This is a genomic window from Chryseobacterium ginsenosidimutans (assembly GCF_039536845.1).
Taxonomy (GTDB): Bacteria; Bacteroidota; Bacteroidia; order Flavobacteriales; family Weeksellaceae; genus Chryseobacterium; species Chryseobacterium ginsenosidimutans_B.
Genome location: NZ_BAAAZJ010000010.1, coordinates 324,301 through 340,302, shown reverse-complemented (window position 1 = coordinate 340,302; position 16,002 = coordinate 324,301). Strand labels below are relative to the sequence as shown.

The window sequence follows — 16,002 nt, the reverse complement described above, 5'->3', positions numbered from 1 at the left end:
CGGAGTATCATTTTTACATCCAGCACATGAAAAAAAAGGCTTAGATGCAAATTACTTAGAGTGGATATTGAACTTGCATTTTGCAATGCAAAACAGCCTTTTGTTAGGAACAGCTTTGTCAACATTTTGGGCAGAAGTTTTGGCGTTTTGGGGCGTGGAATATCAAAAAACATTCTGGGCTTGTGTAATACTTTTTCAAAATATAATTTTATTGCGTTTATTCTGCTATTGATTTGTTTTCAATGCTTTAAATTTTTTTTTTTATTTTTATTGAATTAAAATTCAAAAGAAATATTTGAGATATATTCGGAAATTGACACATATACTTCTTTTCTCTAAGTAATAATATGTCTAATATTACACGTATACAGATATTATAGTTTTTTAAATTAAAAAATGAAGTGTTTTTGAATGAAGTCCCACATTAAATTTCAAAGTACAAAATTTATTGGCATTCTAAAAACACAGGAGATGAAAGTGAAATTAAAACAAGATTCTGCAGGCTTTAGCTTGTAGGATTTTTGTTTATAGAATCAATACAAAAATTGAGAGAGGGGAGTCTTTCATAAGAAGGTGTATTTATAAATGTAATTAATGAAAAAAATAAATAACAAAAAAAGTGTTTTTTTTTATAGCAAAATATTATTAATCCTGCTTTTATTATTTTTTTTCGTTGGGATCATACTATGGTTGCTAAAACCTTTACCATCTCACTTGTTGTTTGTGGGAGTAGGATGTTCAATGGTATTTATCCTTGTTTTTTGTACGCTTTTTAAACTAAAAGTATTTGAGTATGAAAGCTCAATGTTGTTTATTTCCATAAAGCAGTCTTATTTATGGAAATTGAATTCACCTATGAAGCCTATAGAGTTTCCGAACGATATACTGCTTGATTTTGACATTCGTAAAGAATTTTTTACTACATTACTGATTATGGTTATAAAATCTAAAAAATATAAAACCAGAAAAATTTACTGTAAGATAGTAGGATTGAACAACGTACAGATTTCTGAACTGAAACAATCACTTCAAAAAGCAAAAGAGTATGCTACAAATTGAGTTTAAAAGTATCTATATTGGTCTTTAATCGAATCAAAGATAGAGAGTATCTGTAACTTTCTCAATTGGTAAAAATGAGATTCAAACTATGTATGAAGTGGGAAAGTTTGGAAATGAAGGTTTTATTGCGTTATTGTAAGTTATTGAAGTATATGCTCTGCCAGAGAGTAGAGAGAGTGGCAATAATATACAAAACAAATTTAAATATATATACCAATGAACTGATGGATTTTATTTTAGAGCTAATTAATGATGAAAAAAAAATTAAAGCTCAAATGATAAATGAATATAGAATTCCTAAAACAATTTTATACAAATGGATCAAGAAGTACAAAATATAGGACTTGATTACAAACAAATGCATACGATTTCTCACTAGTAAATATCCGGAAAATGAAATTGTATAAAGCTTTTTAAGTAAACCAAGTTTGCCAGTATTGGATATTATAGAAATTGATCAAAAGATTTTTGGAATTACAGATGAGTTAACAGTATTTTTTTATCAGTAACATCGTTCGTATAGTAGGCTATTAATTCGAAAAAAGGACAACGATATGCTTCACCCAAAATTTAATTTCGCTATAAAATAAGATATATCATCAATTTCATTTGAATTATCATATAACGAACCTATTCTAAAGACTCTATATAGATAAGTATGTCTAAGTATATCGTTGTCAAAATCATTTCAACATCACGTTACAATTTTTTTAAGACCAGTCATTTTGGCAATTCATTTTCTATACTCACGAGAATAGTATCATAAATAGGTCTTGTGACAATGCCATTAGCTTCCAGATCTCTTAAGTGCTTCAACAGTAGGTGAAAAATAAACCCCCTTTTTGAAGATATTTCTTGGGAAAGACTTTGCATAATTGAGATTCTTTGTTTTGATTTTATAAATGGCATTGTAGTCAGTTGCCTTTGATCGAATGTAATATATCAGTAGGGTAGCATGTTATGTTAGAAAGGATATTTTATCTTTGGAATAAAATCTTAAGAAATAATATATATACGCTAGTTCATTCAATTATTAAATATGACAAATAAAATAGTATGAAAAAAATAATATTGTTTCAATTTTGCTTGACTGCAATATGCTGTTTGTCGTGGTCTGGTTGCTTTTCACAATCCAAATCTTACAAACCCGTTTCTAAAGAATTGTATGATACTATTATGAAGGAAGATAGTCTGCTTTTCAGTGCCGCAAATTCAAGAGATATTAATACACTTAAAACTTTTTTCACCAAAGATCTTGAATTCTTTCACGATGTTGGCGGGTTGGCAGGCTATGAAGAGACCATTGAAAATTTCACGAGAGTGGCCAAAAACTACGGATATACCAGAAGGGTTCTTGTACCTGGGAGTGTGGAAGTATATCCGGTCAAAGATTACGGTGCCATACAAACAGGACTGCATCAATTCTGCCGTCTCGAAAACAATACCCTTACGAACTGCGGAACATTTAAGTTTGTACACATTTGGAAACAAACCCCTGATGGCTGGAAAATCTCAAGAGTAGTTAGTTATGGACATTAAATACAAGAATATACGTTGCTGTCATATAATATATGGTATAGGATATATATACCTCTACTATCAAAGGTCGTAAATATAAAAGTATTTTCTACAACAGAGCATTTCTATTCTATTAAAAAGTTTTTTTGTGATAGACTGCATTTTCTGATGATAATCAACGGCAGTCATGGTTAATGAACATGACTAGAGTACATCATTCCAAATAAATTTCAGCAATGGAGTAGAGTTTCATCTTACTTAAAGTCTATTTAGTTATCATATTAAAAAGCTCTTCTATACTGCCACGGAATTTCTGCTTGGACTTCCAGTTCTTTGGCAGCTTCCAACGCAAAGTAGGGATCACGCAAATGTTCTCGTGCGATGAAAACCAGATCTGCTTCATCATTTACAATAATATCATTCGCCTGAACCGCTTCTGTAATCAATCCCACTGCGCCAGCCGCAATAGCAGTCTGTTGTTTAATAATCGCTGCAAACGGAACCTGATAATTTGGGAAAACGCGGTCTTTGCTCATGTTGGCAAATCCACCCCCTGAAGCTGTGATGAGGTCTACACCATTTTCTCTCAGGATTTTTGCCAAAACGATGCTGTCATCCAGTGTCCATGCATCTGGGGTTTCCAAATAATCAACTGCAGAAATTCTGACCAATAAAGGCATTCCATCAGGAATTGCTCGTCTGACTTCACCAACCGTTTCTACTAAAAAACGTATTCTGTTTTCGAGACTTCCACCATACTCATCCTGTCTTTTGTTAATTACTGCCGAGTAGAACTGGTGAAAAAGATATCCATGACCTGCGTGTAATTCTATTACGTCAAATCCCGCACCAACCGCTCTAAGAGCAGCTTCAGTAAATTTGACTTTCAGTTCCTGAATCTCGTCAATCGTCAATTCCTGAGGGATTACACCATTTATTTCTGTAGGAGAAGATGATTTTACAATCCAGCCACCTTCTTCTTTAGAGAGTGGTTTCATCTTTTCGTTTGGATGTTTCAGACTTCCTTTTCCTCCAGAGTGCCAAAGTTGGATTCCGATTTTTGCATTCTGCTCATGCACAAATCCAACGATGTTTTTCCAGGCATTTTTTTGTTCATCATTCCAGATTCCAACATCACTTAATGTGGCAAGCCCTTCGGGTGAAACTGCAGTACATTCGGTCATGATCAGACCTGCGCCACCTACTGCACGACTGCCAAGGTGAACAAGATGCCAGTTTCCGGGAATACCTTTGAAAGCACTGTATTGCTGCATAGATGAAACAACGATTCTGTTTTTTAGGGTAAGATCACGAAGTGTTAAAGGTGAGAATAAATTCATAAAATATTTTTTAATTTGTTTTCATATTATCGAAATTCAGCTCAGTATTTATCGTATTTAATGCGTGCAAAGAATGTTGAATGATTTGTTTTCTCCGTTTATGTTTAAAATAAGGCTGCAAAGATTTTGAGCATGACTTTACTGGATCATGTGATCCTTACTTCAGATTCTCATTTTTCATTTGCGGATGAAGGAATGATTTGAGTAGTAAAATAATATGTAATCGAAAAATAATAGGATCAAATAACATCTAAAATCAAGATCATGAACATAATAGGATATCACACGGCAATTTCAGAAGTCAGTACTTTATTGGTATTTCGCCACAGTAACAATTCTGTCGGAATTGTACAGGGTATTGAACACAACGGAAATCTGATAGATATTCCGCCGAACCGCATCAACATTGATTCGGTCATGAGAATCGATTCGTCTGAGGATTCTTTTACGGACTTCTATTCGGATTTTTACCATCAGCTGAAAGATCCCTCTGAATATTCATTTTTTAAAGTGAGGGAATTCGAGGCGCACGATACAGCTTTAGATTTACAAGAATACATTGATTGTTTATCGGAGGTTGAGAGACAAGATCTGAAAGCGGTTGAGGTTTCTATTGAAGCGGTCAATGCGATCAGAAATAAGAAAATCAATGAAAAGGAATCTTCTGTTTTGAAAAAGGGTTTTAGTAACGGGTCGGTTATTAGTAATAGTAGTTCTCAATACCGTTATCAGATTGAAGATGTTCCGTGGGACAAGATGGCTGAATTGGGTATTGACAGGGAAAAGTTGGAAGAGATAGGAGTGTTGGATTCTTTGTTAAAGGGATATAAGACACCGATGTTGATCCCGATATTTTTTAATAATGGGGAAGCGGTAAGTCAGATTGATGCACGCTTACAGTTGCGGATCGATGATGATGGAGAGTTGATTGTTAAGGTGCATCGGGTTCTTAAGAAAGTGGATTTCAGAAAGAAGTTTAAAGGTCACAAGTTTACAAAAGAGGATAGGGTCAATCTTTTAAATTCGGGGAATATGGGCAGAGTGGTGGATCTTATCGATGCGGTTACGGGCGAGATAATTCCTTCATTGATAAGTTTGGATAGGCTGACCAATGAGCTGATCTCTTTGAGAATGGAATTTGCAAGGATTCCCGATTTTCTTTGCGGGGTGAGATTGGATTTGGAACAAAAGCAGGTGCTTCGTGATGGGAAAGCTTTGTTTATTGAAAATATGTTGTCGAAGAAGGGAAAGTTTTTTTCTGCAACTGTGCAGTTTAATGCGGACAGGCAATGGGTGAAGTTTATGTTTGAGAATAAGTTTAGAGGTGTTGGTTTTAGCGAAGTGATTCATTCTGAAATGGAAGTTCCTTCACATTTCAGAGGGATAAAGCTTCGCAGATGGCAGATTGAGAAGTTAAAGGCAGGGGATATTGCTTATATCAATGGGTTGGAGAGCAGAAAAGGGAAGGAGTATCAGGGATATATGAGTTTGATAAGTCTATAGGAAGAATTGTGTTTTCTTTTAAGAATCCGAAGAAGAAATAGGAGAGTCGTGAAGATGTTTTTGGACTCTGGAAGAAAGGAGTAATCAATTTAGAAGATAATTTTTAGCAACCTGCAAGGTCGAAAGACTTTGCAGGTTGCTTTGTTTGCGTTTTAAAAAGTAGATGGCTGATGAAAATCGGGCGGCAAAAATGCAATTCCTCCCTGTGGTCGGAAACGCATTTTTGCGGAAATTGGAGCAACCCCATTTCTAAAACATTGCCCGGTAGGGCTTTTATATGTTTTTGAAAAAAGGTTGCGGAGGTTTTATAATATTTTTAGACAGCGCAACGAATACTATTGATTGCTTCATAATTGGTATCGAAAAAGGTCAGCCAATTAGATACAGTCATCAGGTCATCACCATTATAAACCTAATTAATACTCTTTTGGAAAGTTAGAGATATTCTTCTGGAAGGAGGATTGGCTTGTAAACTTGCCAAAGTTGCAGTTTTTAAAAATCATCTATTTCCCGACGTATTGATTCTTCATTATTTATTATATAGATATTATTTGAAGAGAGCAATAATAGGTAGTCCTATGTTAATCCCAATGACTGGTTTTACTTTGAAATCTGCCTTGTTACTATAATTGCTTATGTCATTTAATCTTATTTGTGGTTCAATATTGATTGGCGTTGATTTTCCTCTAAATCGCAAAGGAATACCAAATCTGAAATTGGTTGCGTTGTAAATACCCATATTTTTTTCAAATAATACACTAATACCAGGCGTAACTAATTTTTCTTTACCATCCTTATTTGTATTAGAAAGCGATACTACAAATTGCAAACTGAAATTGTTGGTTATAAATTCATTATAATCTCCAATATATCCTTTATTGTTTTCGAGAACTGCCAGATTACTTTGCTCGGTTTGAGGAAATTGTGAATATTGATAATAGTCAACTGAAGTCATCAAATCAGCTATTGCAGAATTGTTTTGAAATATTTTCCAAGTAACGGAACCATAAAGAGAAATGGTGTTATTATATTCCCAGATCGTATTACCCTGAAGATTAGCTTCCCATAGATTTAACTTTTTAGGCTCAAAACTAATTGTATTATCCGTAGCAATAAATGTTTTTCGTTCTTTAAATGGATAGAAGCCCCATGCAGAAATCCAATAATTTCTGAACCAGGTATAAGAATCACGTTTATAAAGTCTTTCAACTTCAGCTAAAGCTATTTGGTTTTTATAGTCATCCAATGACGGTGATTTTTCATATTCAGCACTAATTAATTCATTAAGCTTGTCGTTATCTTTATCGGTAATAGAATTCAAATACGCTTTTGTTTTTATATATACAGGATCATTTGGCTTACTATTGGCAATTTTTTGAAGCGTATCAATGGTATTCTGTATAAGGCTCTTAGAGCTTGTAATTTGTTCTGATCTTGCCGCTTCATCAGAATGATTTTTTTTTATAATTTTTGCTAACTGAAGGTTTCTGACAATAATTAAATTGGTCTCCAGATCAGTTTTGTAATCCATTCCCTTATATTTCAACTTTCCTCCCCAGAACCAAGTAAATTTAGCACCAAATCTTATATCCGATTGCCATTCATCATTTTTATACAATGTGGTGAAGTTTTTTTTAATGTTACTTTCAAAAAGGGGAGTGAATAACCATCTTAATTTTTCATCCTCGTCATCATTTCTAAAATTAACTCCAAAATTGAATTTGTCATTGTCGGATGTGTATGTTGCAGTATATCTTGAAAGGTTTATTTCAGAAACACCACTTAAGTAATATGATGTCTTTTTTTGTAGTAGTAGATTAAATGCTCTTTCTGTTGCTAGGCTGTTTTTAAAAGTAGTATCAGTTTTATACACATAACCTTTTATGGAGTCTATTTTGGTCTGGCTCCAACCAGCTGTAGTTACTGATAACATAATGCTTGTAAAAAGAATTTGAGTTTTCATAGTAGTTAGTTTTTAGGTTTATAGTTTTTATTTTTAAGGATCTGAATTCATTTTTATTAGAATTATTTAATTTTTAAAATTTTAGAAAATAAGAAAGTAATCGACAATAAAGAATTATTAATATTTCAATTACGTTTTATAGATGATCTACTTGCTTTTTAATTATATCACATAAAAATACGTTGTTAACGTGCAAAACAAGTCTCAGTTCTACAAAATTGTTTTTCACTAACTTACGGATTTCCGTAAATTGTAAAATTAATTAAATTGAACCAGCAAATATTCAGTGTTTTTACTGAATATTTATAACCTATGCCATCTTACTTCCGAGGGTTCAATAAGTTATAAACATTAAAGACCTTTATCCAAGCCCTTATGCTCAGAAATATATCCAAACTTAGAAATTGTAAAAGTCCGTTTCTCAAAAATAGATTTCATAATGAGCCATATCTGGTCAACAATGGTGTATTTCCTATCATTGTTTTCATTTTTAACCGTTAGAATACCGTTAAAATCTATGCTGCTGATATACTCTTTATTATTATGGTAATATAATGTAGACCCGATAAAATTATAGGCTTTTCCAATAACAAAGTAAGGTTTTCCATTATGCAGATCTTTCTTAAAAATCATTATTGACTTAAAGAGGCTATTTTTTCCTCCTCTGCCATCCTCAATGAAGATTTGAAATTGTTCTCTCTCGGATAATGCTATCAAACGCCCGTCAATGGTATTTGCAACAATCTTAAGAATCTGTGGGCGTCTTAAAATACTATTTATTTTTAAATCCAGAATTCCAATTTCTAACTCTTTTTGTATATCCTTATCCTCACCTCCAGTTTCCCTTAATTGAACAAGTTTTATATTGTAATGGTCTGCAAATTGTTGCGTATCCTTGGTGAAACCTTTTTTAGAAACTATGATACCTTCTTCTATATCAGAATCAAATATGATTGCCCACAACTTCATAACAGTATCTTTATTGATCCTTTTATTCCAGTATTTGCATTCGATAGCAGTTCTGTAAGAGCGAGTACCATCGGATTCAGATGTTAAAACATCTATTTGATGGTAAATATTGGATTTTCCTTTGACTTTACACGCATAGCCATATCCTTCTATACTTACGTTGAATTCTTTTCTCAAAGTTTCATAAATATATTTGGTAATGGATTCATAAGTCTTCCAGTTGAGAGTATTTCTTTGTTCCATCAATTTTATCTTTACAAACAAATAAGAAATAAAATAACGATTAAATTAAATCCTTAAGGAAGGGGTTATTCAAATCCAGTTTGACTATACAACCATTTTTAGATTCTTTAATCCAGTAGTATCTTAATTCTCTCAGAAAATGTTCTATTTACCATCCTACTTAAATGATTTATTCTATAATTTTAAAATTACATTTTCATAACTAGAATCGAGGATGGCTTTTGGATTTTGATCTTTTCTTAGTTCGTCTTTTGCAAATTTCGCTACGCTAGTAGAGAGGTAATCTCTAAGCAGCCTGTCAGTTATATAGTTATCTCCTTTGATCACATCTGGAACGTTGCCTCCTAAAGCATTTACGAGATGATATGTCCATATTCCATTTTTTAAAGTATCACTAGAATATGAACTTTGACCTGATTGGCAAGAAAGAAATGTAATGTAAGTTGGGTGATCAATAGAAAGTAGTACTAGTTCTTCTTCATCAATATTTGAAATGTGACTTCTCTCGTTTTCATCTATAAAACTTTGTGCGCAAGCGTCTATAAATATTAATGCATTTTTACACTTTGATTTTTGTAAAGGATCTATTAATAGTGATCTTAGTGAAACAGATGTCTCTGGGATATTACTTATATGCATATCGTAAGTCGATAAATAATTAGTTATACCGCTATGGAAACCATGACCTACATAATAAAAATCAGTCTATCATCTTTTTCAAATGAATGAAATAAGGACTTTAGGTTGTATTCAATTGAACTTTTAAGGGCTTCCTCATTCAGGAACATAAAAATCTCCTCTTCCTCAACACCGAAATCGTCCAGTAACATCTTTTTGAACTTTAAAGAATCTGAATTTGCATATTTAACTGGAAATATGTTGTTTTTTGGATAGTAGTTTTCAATACCAATAATAATTGCGACTGTTTTTCTAAATTTTGGAATATTTAATATTGTTTGCAATGTTTCTTTGGTACCTTCTACAAGAGACTCTGAATCCTCTCTTACATACTTTTTATTTTCAAACAAAATATCATTATCAGATTTATTAGTTTGAATCATATAGATGGACCTATCTCCAATTTGTACCCAGTCATAATGTACAGAGGGAATCGGATGAAGTAAGGATATTGCTTTTTTTGTTATTTCATCAATTCTAAAATCATTGCTGATACCAACTATTTCATTGTTATTAGGGCTTATTTCTTTAACTCCAAAAATTATTGACCCACCGTTAGTATTTGCAAATGATGAAATAATCCGAGCAATTTTTTGGGGCACGAAAGGAACAGCACTTAATTCTAATTCGTTACTTCTTGCTGTAGTTAATAATTTGTCAATATTAGAACTGGAAATATTTGTATTTCCAACTGGTATTCTATTAATACCAGTTTTTTTAAGTAGTTGCCCCAAGGTTATTTGTCTTGGTGCATTATTACCGTCTTCGTACCATAATTCTGCATCAACATATTCTAAAACGTCAAATTCAGAACTATAATATAAAAGTATATAATCTTTGTCAGATGGTCTTGCCACAAGTGTTATTTCATTTCCATTTTTCGTGATGCCGCCAATAATACTTTCTGCAATGATGTAATTATTGCTCAGGTCATATTCAGGAAAGGTCGAAAGATAATTAATAACATTTGTTACTGCTCTTGCTATGATATTTTTAGTATAGTTTAATAAGTCAAAATCAGGTCTTGACAAATGATAGAACTCAGAAGGTATAACGGTATTATTCGGTATTTTAATTATTTCTGTTGAATAATCACCATCTAGGATGCTAGGAGGATCAATATCTAATGTACTAACCATACCTAAAATTTCAATAGGTATATTCACGCAGAATCTGAAGTCATAAATGAGTTTTCTGAACCAAAAGATGTCAGATTCGAAACAGTCATCAAAGACCAAAAAGGTAAAGTCATTAAGACAATAAAAGGTAGTGAAACCAAAATTTTACCCGGACAAAAAACGATTTTAAAAGCGGAAGCTCAGGTCAATGATATGGAATTCTGGAGTTGGGGTTATGGCTATCTCTATACCGTTTACACAGATTTATACATCAATAATAAACTGATTGATAGAGTGCAAACCAAATCGGGATTTCGAAAAACGAAATTTGAAAATGGAATGGTTTACCTCAATGACCGCGTCATCCAATTGAAAGGTTATGCGCAGCGAACCAGCAATGAATGGCCGGCGGTTGGAATGTCTGTTCCTGCGTGGCTGAGTGATTTTTCTAATAAAATGATGGTGGAAAGTAATGCCAATCTCGTTCGCTGGATGCACGTGACGCCTTGGAAACAGGATGTGGAAAGCTGCGACAGAGTGGGATTGATGCAGGCAATGCCCGCAGGTGATGCCGAAAAAGATGTTTCAGACAGACGCTGGCAACAGAGAACTTTGCTGATGCGTGATGCAATTATTTACAACAGAAACAATCCGAGCATTGTTTTCTACGAATCCGGAAACGAATCTATTTCCGAAGAACATATGGCTGAAATGAAAGCCATTCGCAATCAATACGACCCATTTGGTGGGAGAGCCATCGGTTCGCGTGAAATGCTGGACAGCGAAACTGCAGAGTATGGCGGCGAAATGCTTTACATCAACAAATCTGCTGACATTCCTATGTGGGCAACAGAATATTGCAGAGATGAAGCGCTCAGAAAATATTGGGATGATTACTCGTACCCTTACCACAAAGACGGCGACGGAACTTCCTATTACAAGTCTACCGTAACCAATAAAGTGGAAAAAAGAGAGGATGCTCAGGTCTATAACCGAAATCAGGACACTTTTACCAAAGAAACCGTAACCCGATGGTATGATTATTACAGAGTTCGTCCCGGAACCGGAAACAGAGTGAGTTCGGGTGGTGTTAACATTATTTTTTCTGATACCAATACACATTACCGTGGCGTTGAAAATTACAGAAGAAGCGGTGAAGTGGATGCGATGAGAATTCCGAAGGATGGTTTTTTTGCACATCAGGTGATGTGGGATGGTTGGGTAGATATCGAAAATTACAGAACACATATTGTTGGACACTGGAATTATCCGGAGAATACTCAAAAAGATATTTTCGTGGTTTCAAGTGGCGAAAAGGTAGAACTTTTCATTAATGGAAAATCTTATGGCTTTGGCGAAAAATCAGACGAATTTTGGTTTACTTTTAAAAATATTAAGTTCCAACCCGGAAAGATTGAAGCTGTCAGCTACGACAATCAAAATAAGGAATTGAGCCGTGATAAAATTCAAACCGCAGGCAAACCACATTCTATCAAACTGAAAAAATGGAATGCTGCAGATGGTTTCAAAGCCGACGCGGCCGATTTGGTTCTGGTAGAGGTGGAAGTTCTTGATGAGCAAGGCAATCGTTGTCCGCTGGCTAATAATTTAATTTCATTTGAATTAACCGGTCCTGCAGAATGGCGTGGCGGAATTGCAAAAGGTAAAGAAAATTACATTCTATCAAAAAATCTTCCTGTAGAAAGCGGAATCAATCGTGTTCTGGTTCGTTCAACACTTGAGAAAGGAGAAATTTCTCTCAAGGCAAAGGCAGAAGGATTAATTTCGGATGAGATTAAATTTAATTCCATTCAAATCGATGAAAAGGATGGTTTGTCGGCTTATAAGAGCGGCGATTTCCAACCAGTGAACCTTTCGAGAGGCAAAACGCCATCAACACCATCTTATAAAATTTCAAGAAAGTCAGTTGGGATTGAAAAGGCTGAAGCAGGAAGCAATCCAGAAAAAGCAAAATTTAGTTTCGACGATAACGAATTGAGCGAATGGGAAAGTGAAGGCGATATTTCTAAAGCCTTTATTACCTATACTTTGAAGAAGGAAGCAGTTGTAAGTGAAGTTGAAATGAAACTGGTTTCCTGGCGAAACAAAAGCTATCCTATTAAAATTTCTGTAGATGGTAAAGTTGTGTATCAAGGGATGACGCCAAAGACTTTGGGATATTTCTCAATTCCACTTTCAGTTCCGACCAAAGGGAAAATAGTAAAAGTAGAATTGATGGGTGATGTGGCAGAAAAAGATGCATTTGGTGGCGTTGTAGAAATTACCGGAAAAAAAGAACTGCAGGATAGTAAAAAAACAAACCGTTCGCTTGGCATTGTTGAGATTGAGTTTTACGAAAAAGCAGATGGTTGCACAAGATAATTACACGTTTAAAAAGCAAATCTTCACACAATAGCTGTAATAAATTTTGAAGGATAATAATGATGTAGAGTCGATCAACAGAATTATGAATGAAAAGAGACAAGATTTTTGCTTTAATACAACAGCAATGTCTGCTTTTTTTTGCATTTTGTATATTTGATCAAAACTATTTAACTATGACAGATTTCTCAGACCTTTTCATATTCAATGACCAAGATATGGTAAAAGATGAATTAGATTGTGTGGCAAAACAAAACTTGGGATGACATTGTACGTGATATTTTAAAAGATATTGGTGATAAATGATTTTTTTTTTTTTAATCCACGCTTTTAAGCAATAGAGAATAAAATTGCAATATACAAGCCTAGAAATTAAATTAATGGAATCAGTCAGCAACGTTGATATAATGATTGCTCAAATTAAAAGGAGATGGACTAATTTTAAGAACGATTTTCCCCGTAGTACCAAGAATAGCAGATCATGAATCAAAGTTTTTTGAGGAATTGTTTGCTTAATTCAAGTTACTTTTCTTTAGTTTTGGATCTTTAGTCATAGCGTTTCATTGTAAAAATTTCCAATCTAGTTTTTTTAATCTCAATGTTTGGTTCATAAATAAAAAAGCCTAAATGGTTAAATTTAGGCTTTATCCAGTTAAGTTTATGGAATGTAAAAATGCTGATTAGAAGTAAATAAAGATTTTACCCTCTAACCTCCGTAAGCAAGATGTCTCAGACCTAAGCTCATAAGATATTGAGCTATTCCATCTCCATATTTGGCGTATGAAGAGATTGTTTATTTATCCACTCTATGTCAGGTAGCTTTTGACTGTTTATGAGTTCTGCAACGAATCGCTCTTCGCGGGGCTGGCTTGCCTCGAATACATCTGTAAAAAGACTTTCATCTTCATTAATGCCAATGATGTCGTCTATGTTATCTCTAACGTCTTCTGGCTGTATTCCCGATTAAAATATCCTTTGGCAGAAGCAAAAAATATCCTGGCAATCCTTCCCGCTTGTGCACTGAATGCTTCTCCATTTACCTTACATTCTTCGTGTATGAAATAGATGATGGCATTTGATACATCTTCGGGTTTTAAATTTGCTTTAAACCACTCGCCAATTTCAGTACCTCCCGCTTGGTCTTCGGTCATTTTACTATAAGCCCAAGGCATCAGTGTATTGGCGTGTATGTTGTGCTGTAGTCCTTCTGTTGCCGTTTGACGTGCCAAATTAATGACCGCTGCTTTAACCGGAGCATAATTGGGGTCGTATCCTTTTTTTGTGCGTGGCACTTTTTTCAGGAGGGGCATTAATTAATTTTTATACTACAACAAATACCAATTCGAAGACCTATTTCAGCGAATACTTTAAACGAAATGCTTCGGAGCTGTTTCAGGATTATGTATTATAATCTAATTGCGGATTGTCCAATCAAGAGCAAAACTTACGGATGATCCTACTCAGGAAATATGTTTTGGGGTTACCGATAGTAGCTATTAGCTGTGAAAAATACTGCCAGGTTTTATTTGAACGAATGTAAAATAGCACTAGGTTAAATCTGAGTAAATAGATACAAGAGCGAGGCAAACCTATGTAAAATTAATACAACTAGCTACAGAAAATTATGTAATGTCATATTTAAAGCGGTGTAAAATATTACAAGGTTAATAGATAAAACCGCGAGACAAACCTACCTAAAATTATAGACAACCATCTGAGTAAAATTAACAGAGATGAAAATTTATTAAGATTTGGTTTGTAGGAAGTTAAGTGATTGTATATCCTAGGAGAAAAAAAAATAGTTTCTTGCTATATTTTAAATCCCGCATCCCAACTTTTCTTATAGACGCAGCAAGTAATAATAAAACCTGCGATTTCTAAAACTATAGATCGGTTTTCAAAACTCAAGAAAATAAATACCATTTTGTTTGCAAGATGTGTCTTTGTTCGTACAAACTTTTCAAGTTTTCCTCCAAAGACATCTTGCCTTTTTTGCAAAAAGGAGAAAAAACTTCGGAACTCAGTTTTTATTTTTTGAAATCTTTAAAAGGATTCAAATTAGCCCAGTATATTCTTTTTTAATCTTTGGAAATTCTATATGATTCCAGAATACTCTTATTTGAGTTAAACGTACTCATTACTATTGACTTGTTGTTTTTTTAGTGCTTAATTTGCCTCAGAATTTTTAATCAAATTATTTTCGCAAAAGAAAAACTATGGAAAAAGAAGCACGTATCTTCATAAGGGTTCAAAAATACAAAAAGGAAAACTGGAAGAAACTCTGTTCTAAAAAACGAATTTCTTTGAGTAGTTTAATTATTGACTCAGTGGAGAATAGAATTTTTGATGATGAAAGAAGAAAAATACTTGTATTTATTGAAAAACAGGACAATATTTTTGCAAAGATTGAAAATAATATTAATCAAGTGGCAAGAATAACCAATGCTCAAAAATTTATCAGCAATAAGGAGCTGGAAAACTTCGAGGAAAAGTTAAAAGTAGTCTTTGAACTGAAAAAACAACAAAACGGAATTTTCGCAAAAATCTATTCATTAATTGCCAATGATCATTAAAAGTTTTATGTTCTTCATACCCAGATTTAAAAACGGATACAAAATATTACCAATTCTAATTTATTTGGAAAGATGATAACCAGAAATATTAATGAAATCTAAGTTATTTAATTTTAAAATTCGTGATAACATATTGATTTATTAATAAATTTTTATGGTAAATGCATAATATACAATATGTTAAATGCTATAAAATGGTCGGTTTCCCGTACTTTCTTTTAAAATTACTTTAAACACTTTTTTATTTCTTTTTCAGTACATTTTCGTTGTACACAAAATCAAATTACACTAAATTTGTTACAAATGAGTAATGTGTACTATGTTAATAGGATATGTAAGAGTAAGCAGGTTTGAATAAAATCTCGATTTACAAACAGATGCTTTAAAAAATTTAGGAATTGAAAAAATTTTTGTTGACAAAGTAAGTGGTATAAAATCGGAAAAACCACAGCTCAATGAGTTATTAAATTTTATTAGGAAAGGACCCTAATGGGCATATCTTCGAACTTTTTTATTGAGGATGTAATGAAATTAGTCTTTTTAATGGATTGATTGTAATAAGGTGAATCTAAGCTTTTGCGTAATGTCTGATTGGTCCATTCTTTGGCATTAAATAGAGTGAGAGTTCATTCAAAGTAATCATCTTTTTTGGCTTA

At 33.4% G+C, this 16,002-nt stretch carries 12 protein-coding genes and 1 pseudogene; 7 read left to right on the top strand and 6 right to left on the bottom strand.

The window, feature by feature from the left end; genetic code table 11:
• The first annotated feature begins 594 nt into the window (after positions 1-594).
• Positions 595-1,059, top strand: a complete 465-nt coding sequence (locus tag ABD745_RS13550) for a hypothetical protein (protein WP_344830778.1) — start codon at positions 595-597, stop codon at positions 1,057-1,059.
• A 1,176-nt stretch (positions 1,060-2,235) separates the two neighbouring features.
• Positions 2,236-2,598 carry a nuclear transport factor 2 family protein gene (locus tag ABD745_RS13545; protein ID WP_344830777.1) on the top strand — a complete coding sequence of 121 codons (363 nt, stop codon included), beginning with the start codon at positions 2,236-2,238 and terminating at the stop codon, positions 2,596-2,598.
• A 260-nt stretch (positions 2,599-2,858) separates the two neighbouring features.
• Here ABD745_RS13545 and ABD745_RS13540 read toward each other — a convergent pair whose 3' ends face one another.
• A complete protein-coding gene (locus ABD745_RS13540) occupies positions 2,859-3,917 on the bottom strand; it encodes an NADH:flavin oxidoreductase/NADH oxidase (RefSeq protein ID WP_344830775.1) in 1,059 nt (352 codons plus the stop codon).
• A gap of 123 nt (positions 3,918-4,040) precedes the next feature.
• Between ABD745_RS13540 and ABD745_RS21620 the strand changes: the two genes are divergently transcribed.
• Both ABD745_RS21620 and ABD745_RS13535 read left to right on the top strand, forming a co-directional pair.
• On the top strand, positions 4,041-4,121 hold the full coding sequence (locus ABD745_RS21620) for a hypothetical protein (RefSeq protein ID WP_425549807.1): 81 nt from the start codon (positions 4,041-4,043) through the stop codon (positions 4,119-4,121).
• Positions 4,122-4,181: 60 nt separating this feature from the next.
• Entirely contained in the window at positions 4,182-5,420 is a 1,239-nt protein-coding gene (locus ABD745_RS13535) for a DUF3945 domain-containing protein (protein ID WP_344830772.1), read from the top strand.
• A gap of 547 nt (positions 5,421-5,967) precedes the next feature.
• Here ABD745_RS13535 and ABD745_RS13530 read toward each other — a convergent pair.
• From ABD745_RS13530 to ABD745_RS13515, 4 genes are all read right to left on the bottom strand, one after another.
• Positions 5,968-7,383 (bottom strand): hypothetical protein, encoded by a 1,416-nt coding sequence (locus ABD745_RS13530; RefSeq protein WP_344830769.1) that lies wholly within the window; start codon positions 7,381-7,383, stop codon positions 5,968-5,970.
• Positions 7,384-7,734: 351 nt separating this feature from the next.
• Positions 7,735-8,595: a restriction endonuclease gene (locus ABD745_RS13525; protein ID WP_344830766.1), complete on the bottom strand. Its 861-nt coding sequence runs from the start codon at positions 8,593-8,595 to the stop codon at positions 7,735-7,737.
• Positions 8,596-8,769: 174 nt separating this feature from the next.
• Positions 8,770-9,234 (bottom strand): hypothetical protein, encoded by a 465-nt coding sequence (locus ABD745_RS13520; RefSeq protein WP_344830765.1) that lies wholly within the window; start codon positions 9,232-9,234, stop codon positions 8,770-8,772.
• Positions 9,235-9,281: 47 nt separating this feature from the next.
• Positions 9,282-10,412, bottom strand: a complete 1,131-nt coding sequence (locus ABD745_RS13515; RefSeq protein ID WP_344830762.1) for an AlbA family DNA-binding domain-containing protein — start codon at positions 10,410-10,412, stop codon at positions 9,282-9,284.
• A 21-nt stretch (positions 10,413-10,433) separates the two neighbouring features.
• On the opposite strand from ABD745_RS13515, the gene ABD745_RS13510 reads away from it, so the two are divergent.
• Positions 10,434-12,773, top strand: a complete 2,340-nt coding sequence (locus ABD745_RS13510) for a DUF4982 domain-containing protein (protein ID WP_344832320.1) — start codon at positions 10,434-10,436, stop codon at positions 12,771-12,773.
• 926 nt (positions 12,774-13,699) lie between these two features.
• On the opposite strand, the gene ABD745_RS13505 is transcribed toward ABD745_RS13510, so the two are convergent.
• Positions 13,700-14,083: a Rossmann-fold NAD(P)-binding domain-containing protein gene (locus ABD745_RS13505; RefSeq protein ID WP_344830760.1), complete on the bottom strand. Its 384-nt coding sequence runs from the start codon at positions 14,081-14,083 to the stop codon at positions 13,700-13,702.
• A 906-nt stretch (positions 14,084-14,989) separates the two neighbouring features.
• On the opposite strand from ABD745_RS13505, the gene ABD745_RS13500 reads away from it, so the two are divergent.
• Together ABD745_RS13500 and ABD745_RS21615 are read left to right on the top strand one after the other, a co-directional pair.
• Entirely contained in the window at positions 14,990-15,346 is a 357-nt protein-coding gene (locus ABD745_RS13500; RefSeq protein ID WP_344830757.1) for a hypothetical protein, read from the top strand.
• A gap of 373 nt (positions 15,347-15,719) precedes the next feature.
• Positions 15,720-15,836 (top strand): annotated as a pseudogene (locus ABD745_RS21615) (recombinase family protein); the annotation flags it as partial.
• Positions 15,837-16,002 lie beyond the last annotated feature (166 nt).

Coding starts and splice junctions, on each gene's coding strand:
- ABD745_RS13550 (WP_344830778.1), top strand. CDS start 595: ATGAAAAAAATAAATAACAAAAAAAGTGTTTTTTTTTATAGCAAAATA.
- ABD745_RS13545 (WP_344830777.1), top strand. CDS start 2,236: ATGAAGGAAGATAGTCTGCTTTTCAGTGCCGCAAATTCAAGAGATATT.
- ABD745_RS13540 (WP_344830775.1), bottom strand. CDS start 3,917: ATGAATTTATTCTCACCTTTAACACTTCGTGATCTTACCCTAAAAAAC.
- ABD745_RS13535 (WP_344830772.1), top strand. CDS start 4,182: ATGAACATAATAGGATATCACACGGCAATTTCAGAAGTCAGTACTTTA.
- ABD745_RS13530 (WP_344830769.1), bottom strand. CDS start 7,383: ATGAAAACTCAAATTCTTTTTACAAGCATTATGTTATCAGTAACTACA.
- ABD745_RS13525 (WP_344830766.1), bottom strand. CDS start 8,595: ATGGAACAAAGAAATACTCTCAACTGGAAGACTTATGAATCCATTACC.
- ABD745_RS13520 (WP_344830765.1), bottom strand. CDS start 9,234: ATGCATATAAGTAATATCCCAGAGACATCTGTTTCACTAAGATCACTA.
- ABD745_RS13515 (WP_344830762.1), bottom strand. CDS start 10,412: ATGGTTAGTACATTAGATATTGATCCTCCTAGCATCCTAGATGGTGAT.
- ABD745_RS13505 (WP_344830760.1), bottom strand. CDS start 14,083: ATGCCCCTCCTGAAAAAAGTGCCACGCACAAAAAAAGGATACGACCCC.
- ABD745_RS13500 (WP_344830757.1), top strand. CDS start 14,990: ATGGAAAAAGAAGCACGTATCTTCATAAGGGTTCAAAAATACAAAAAG.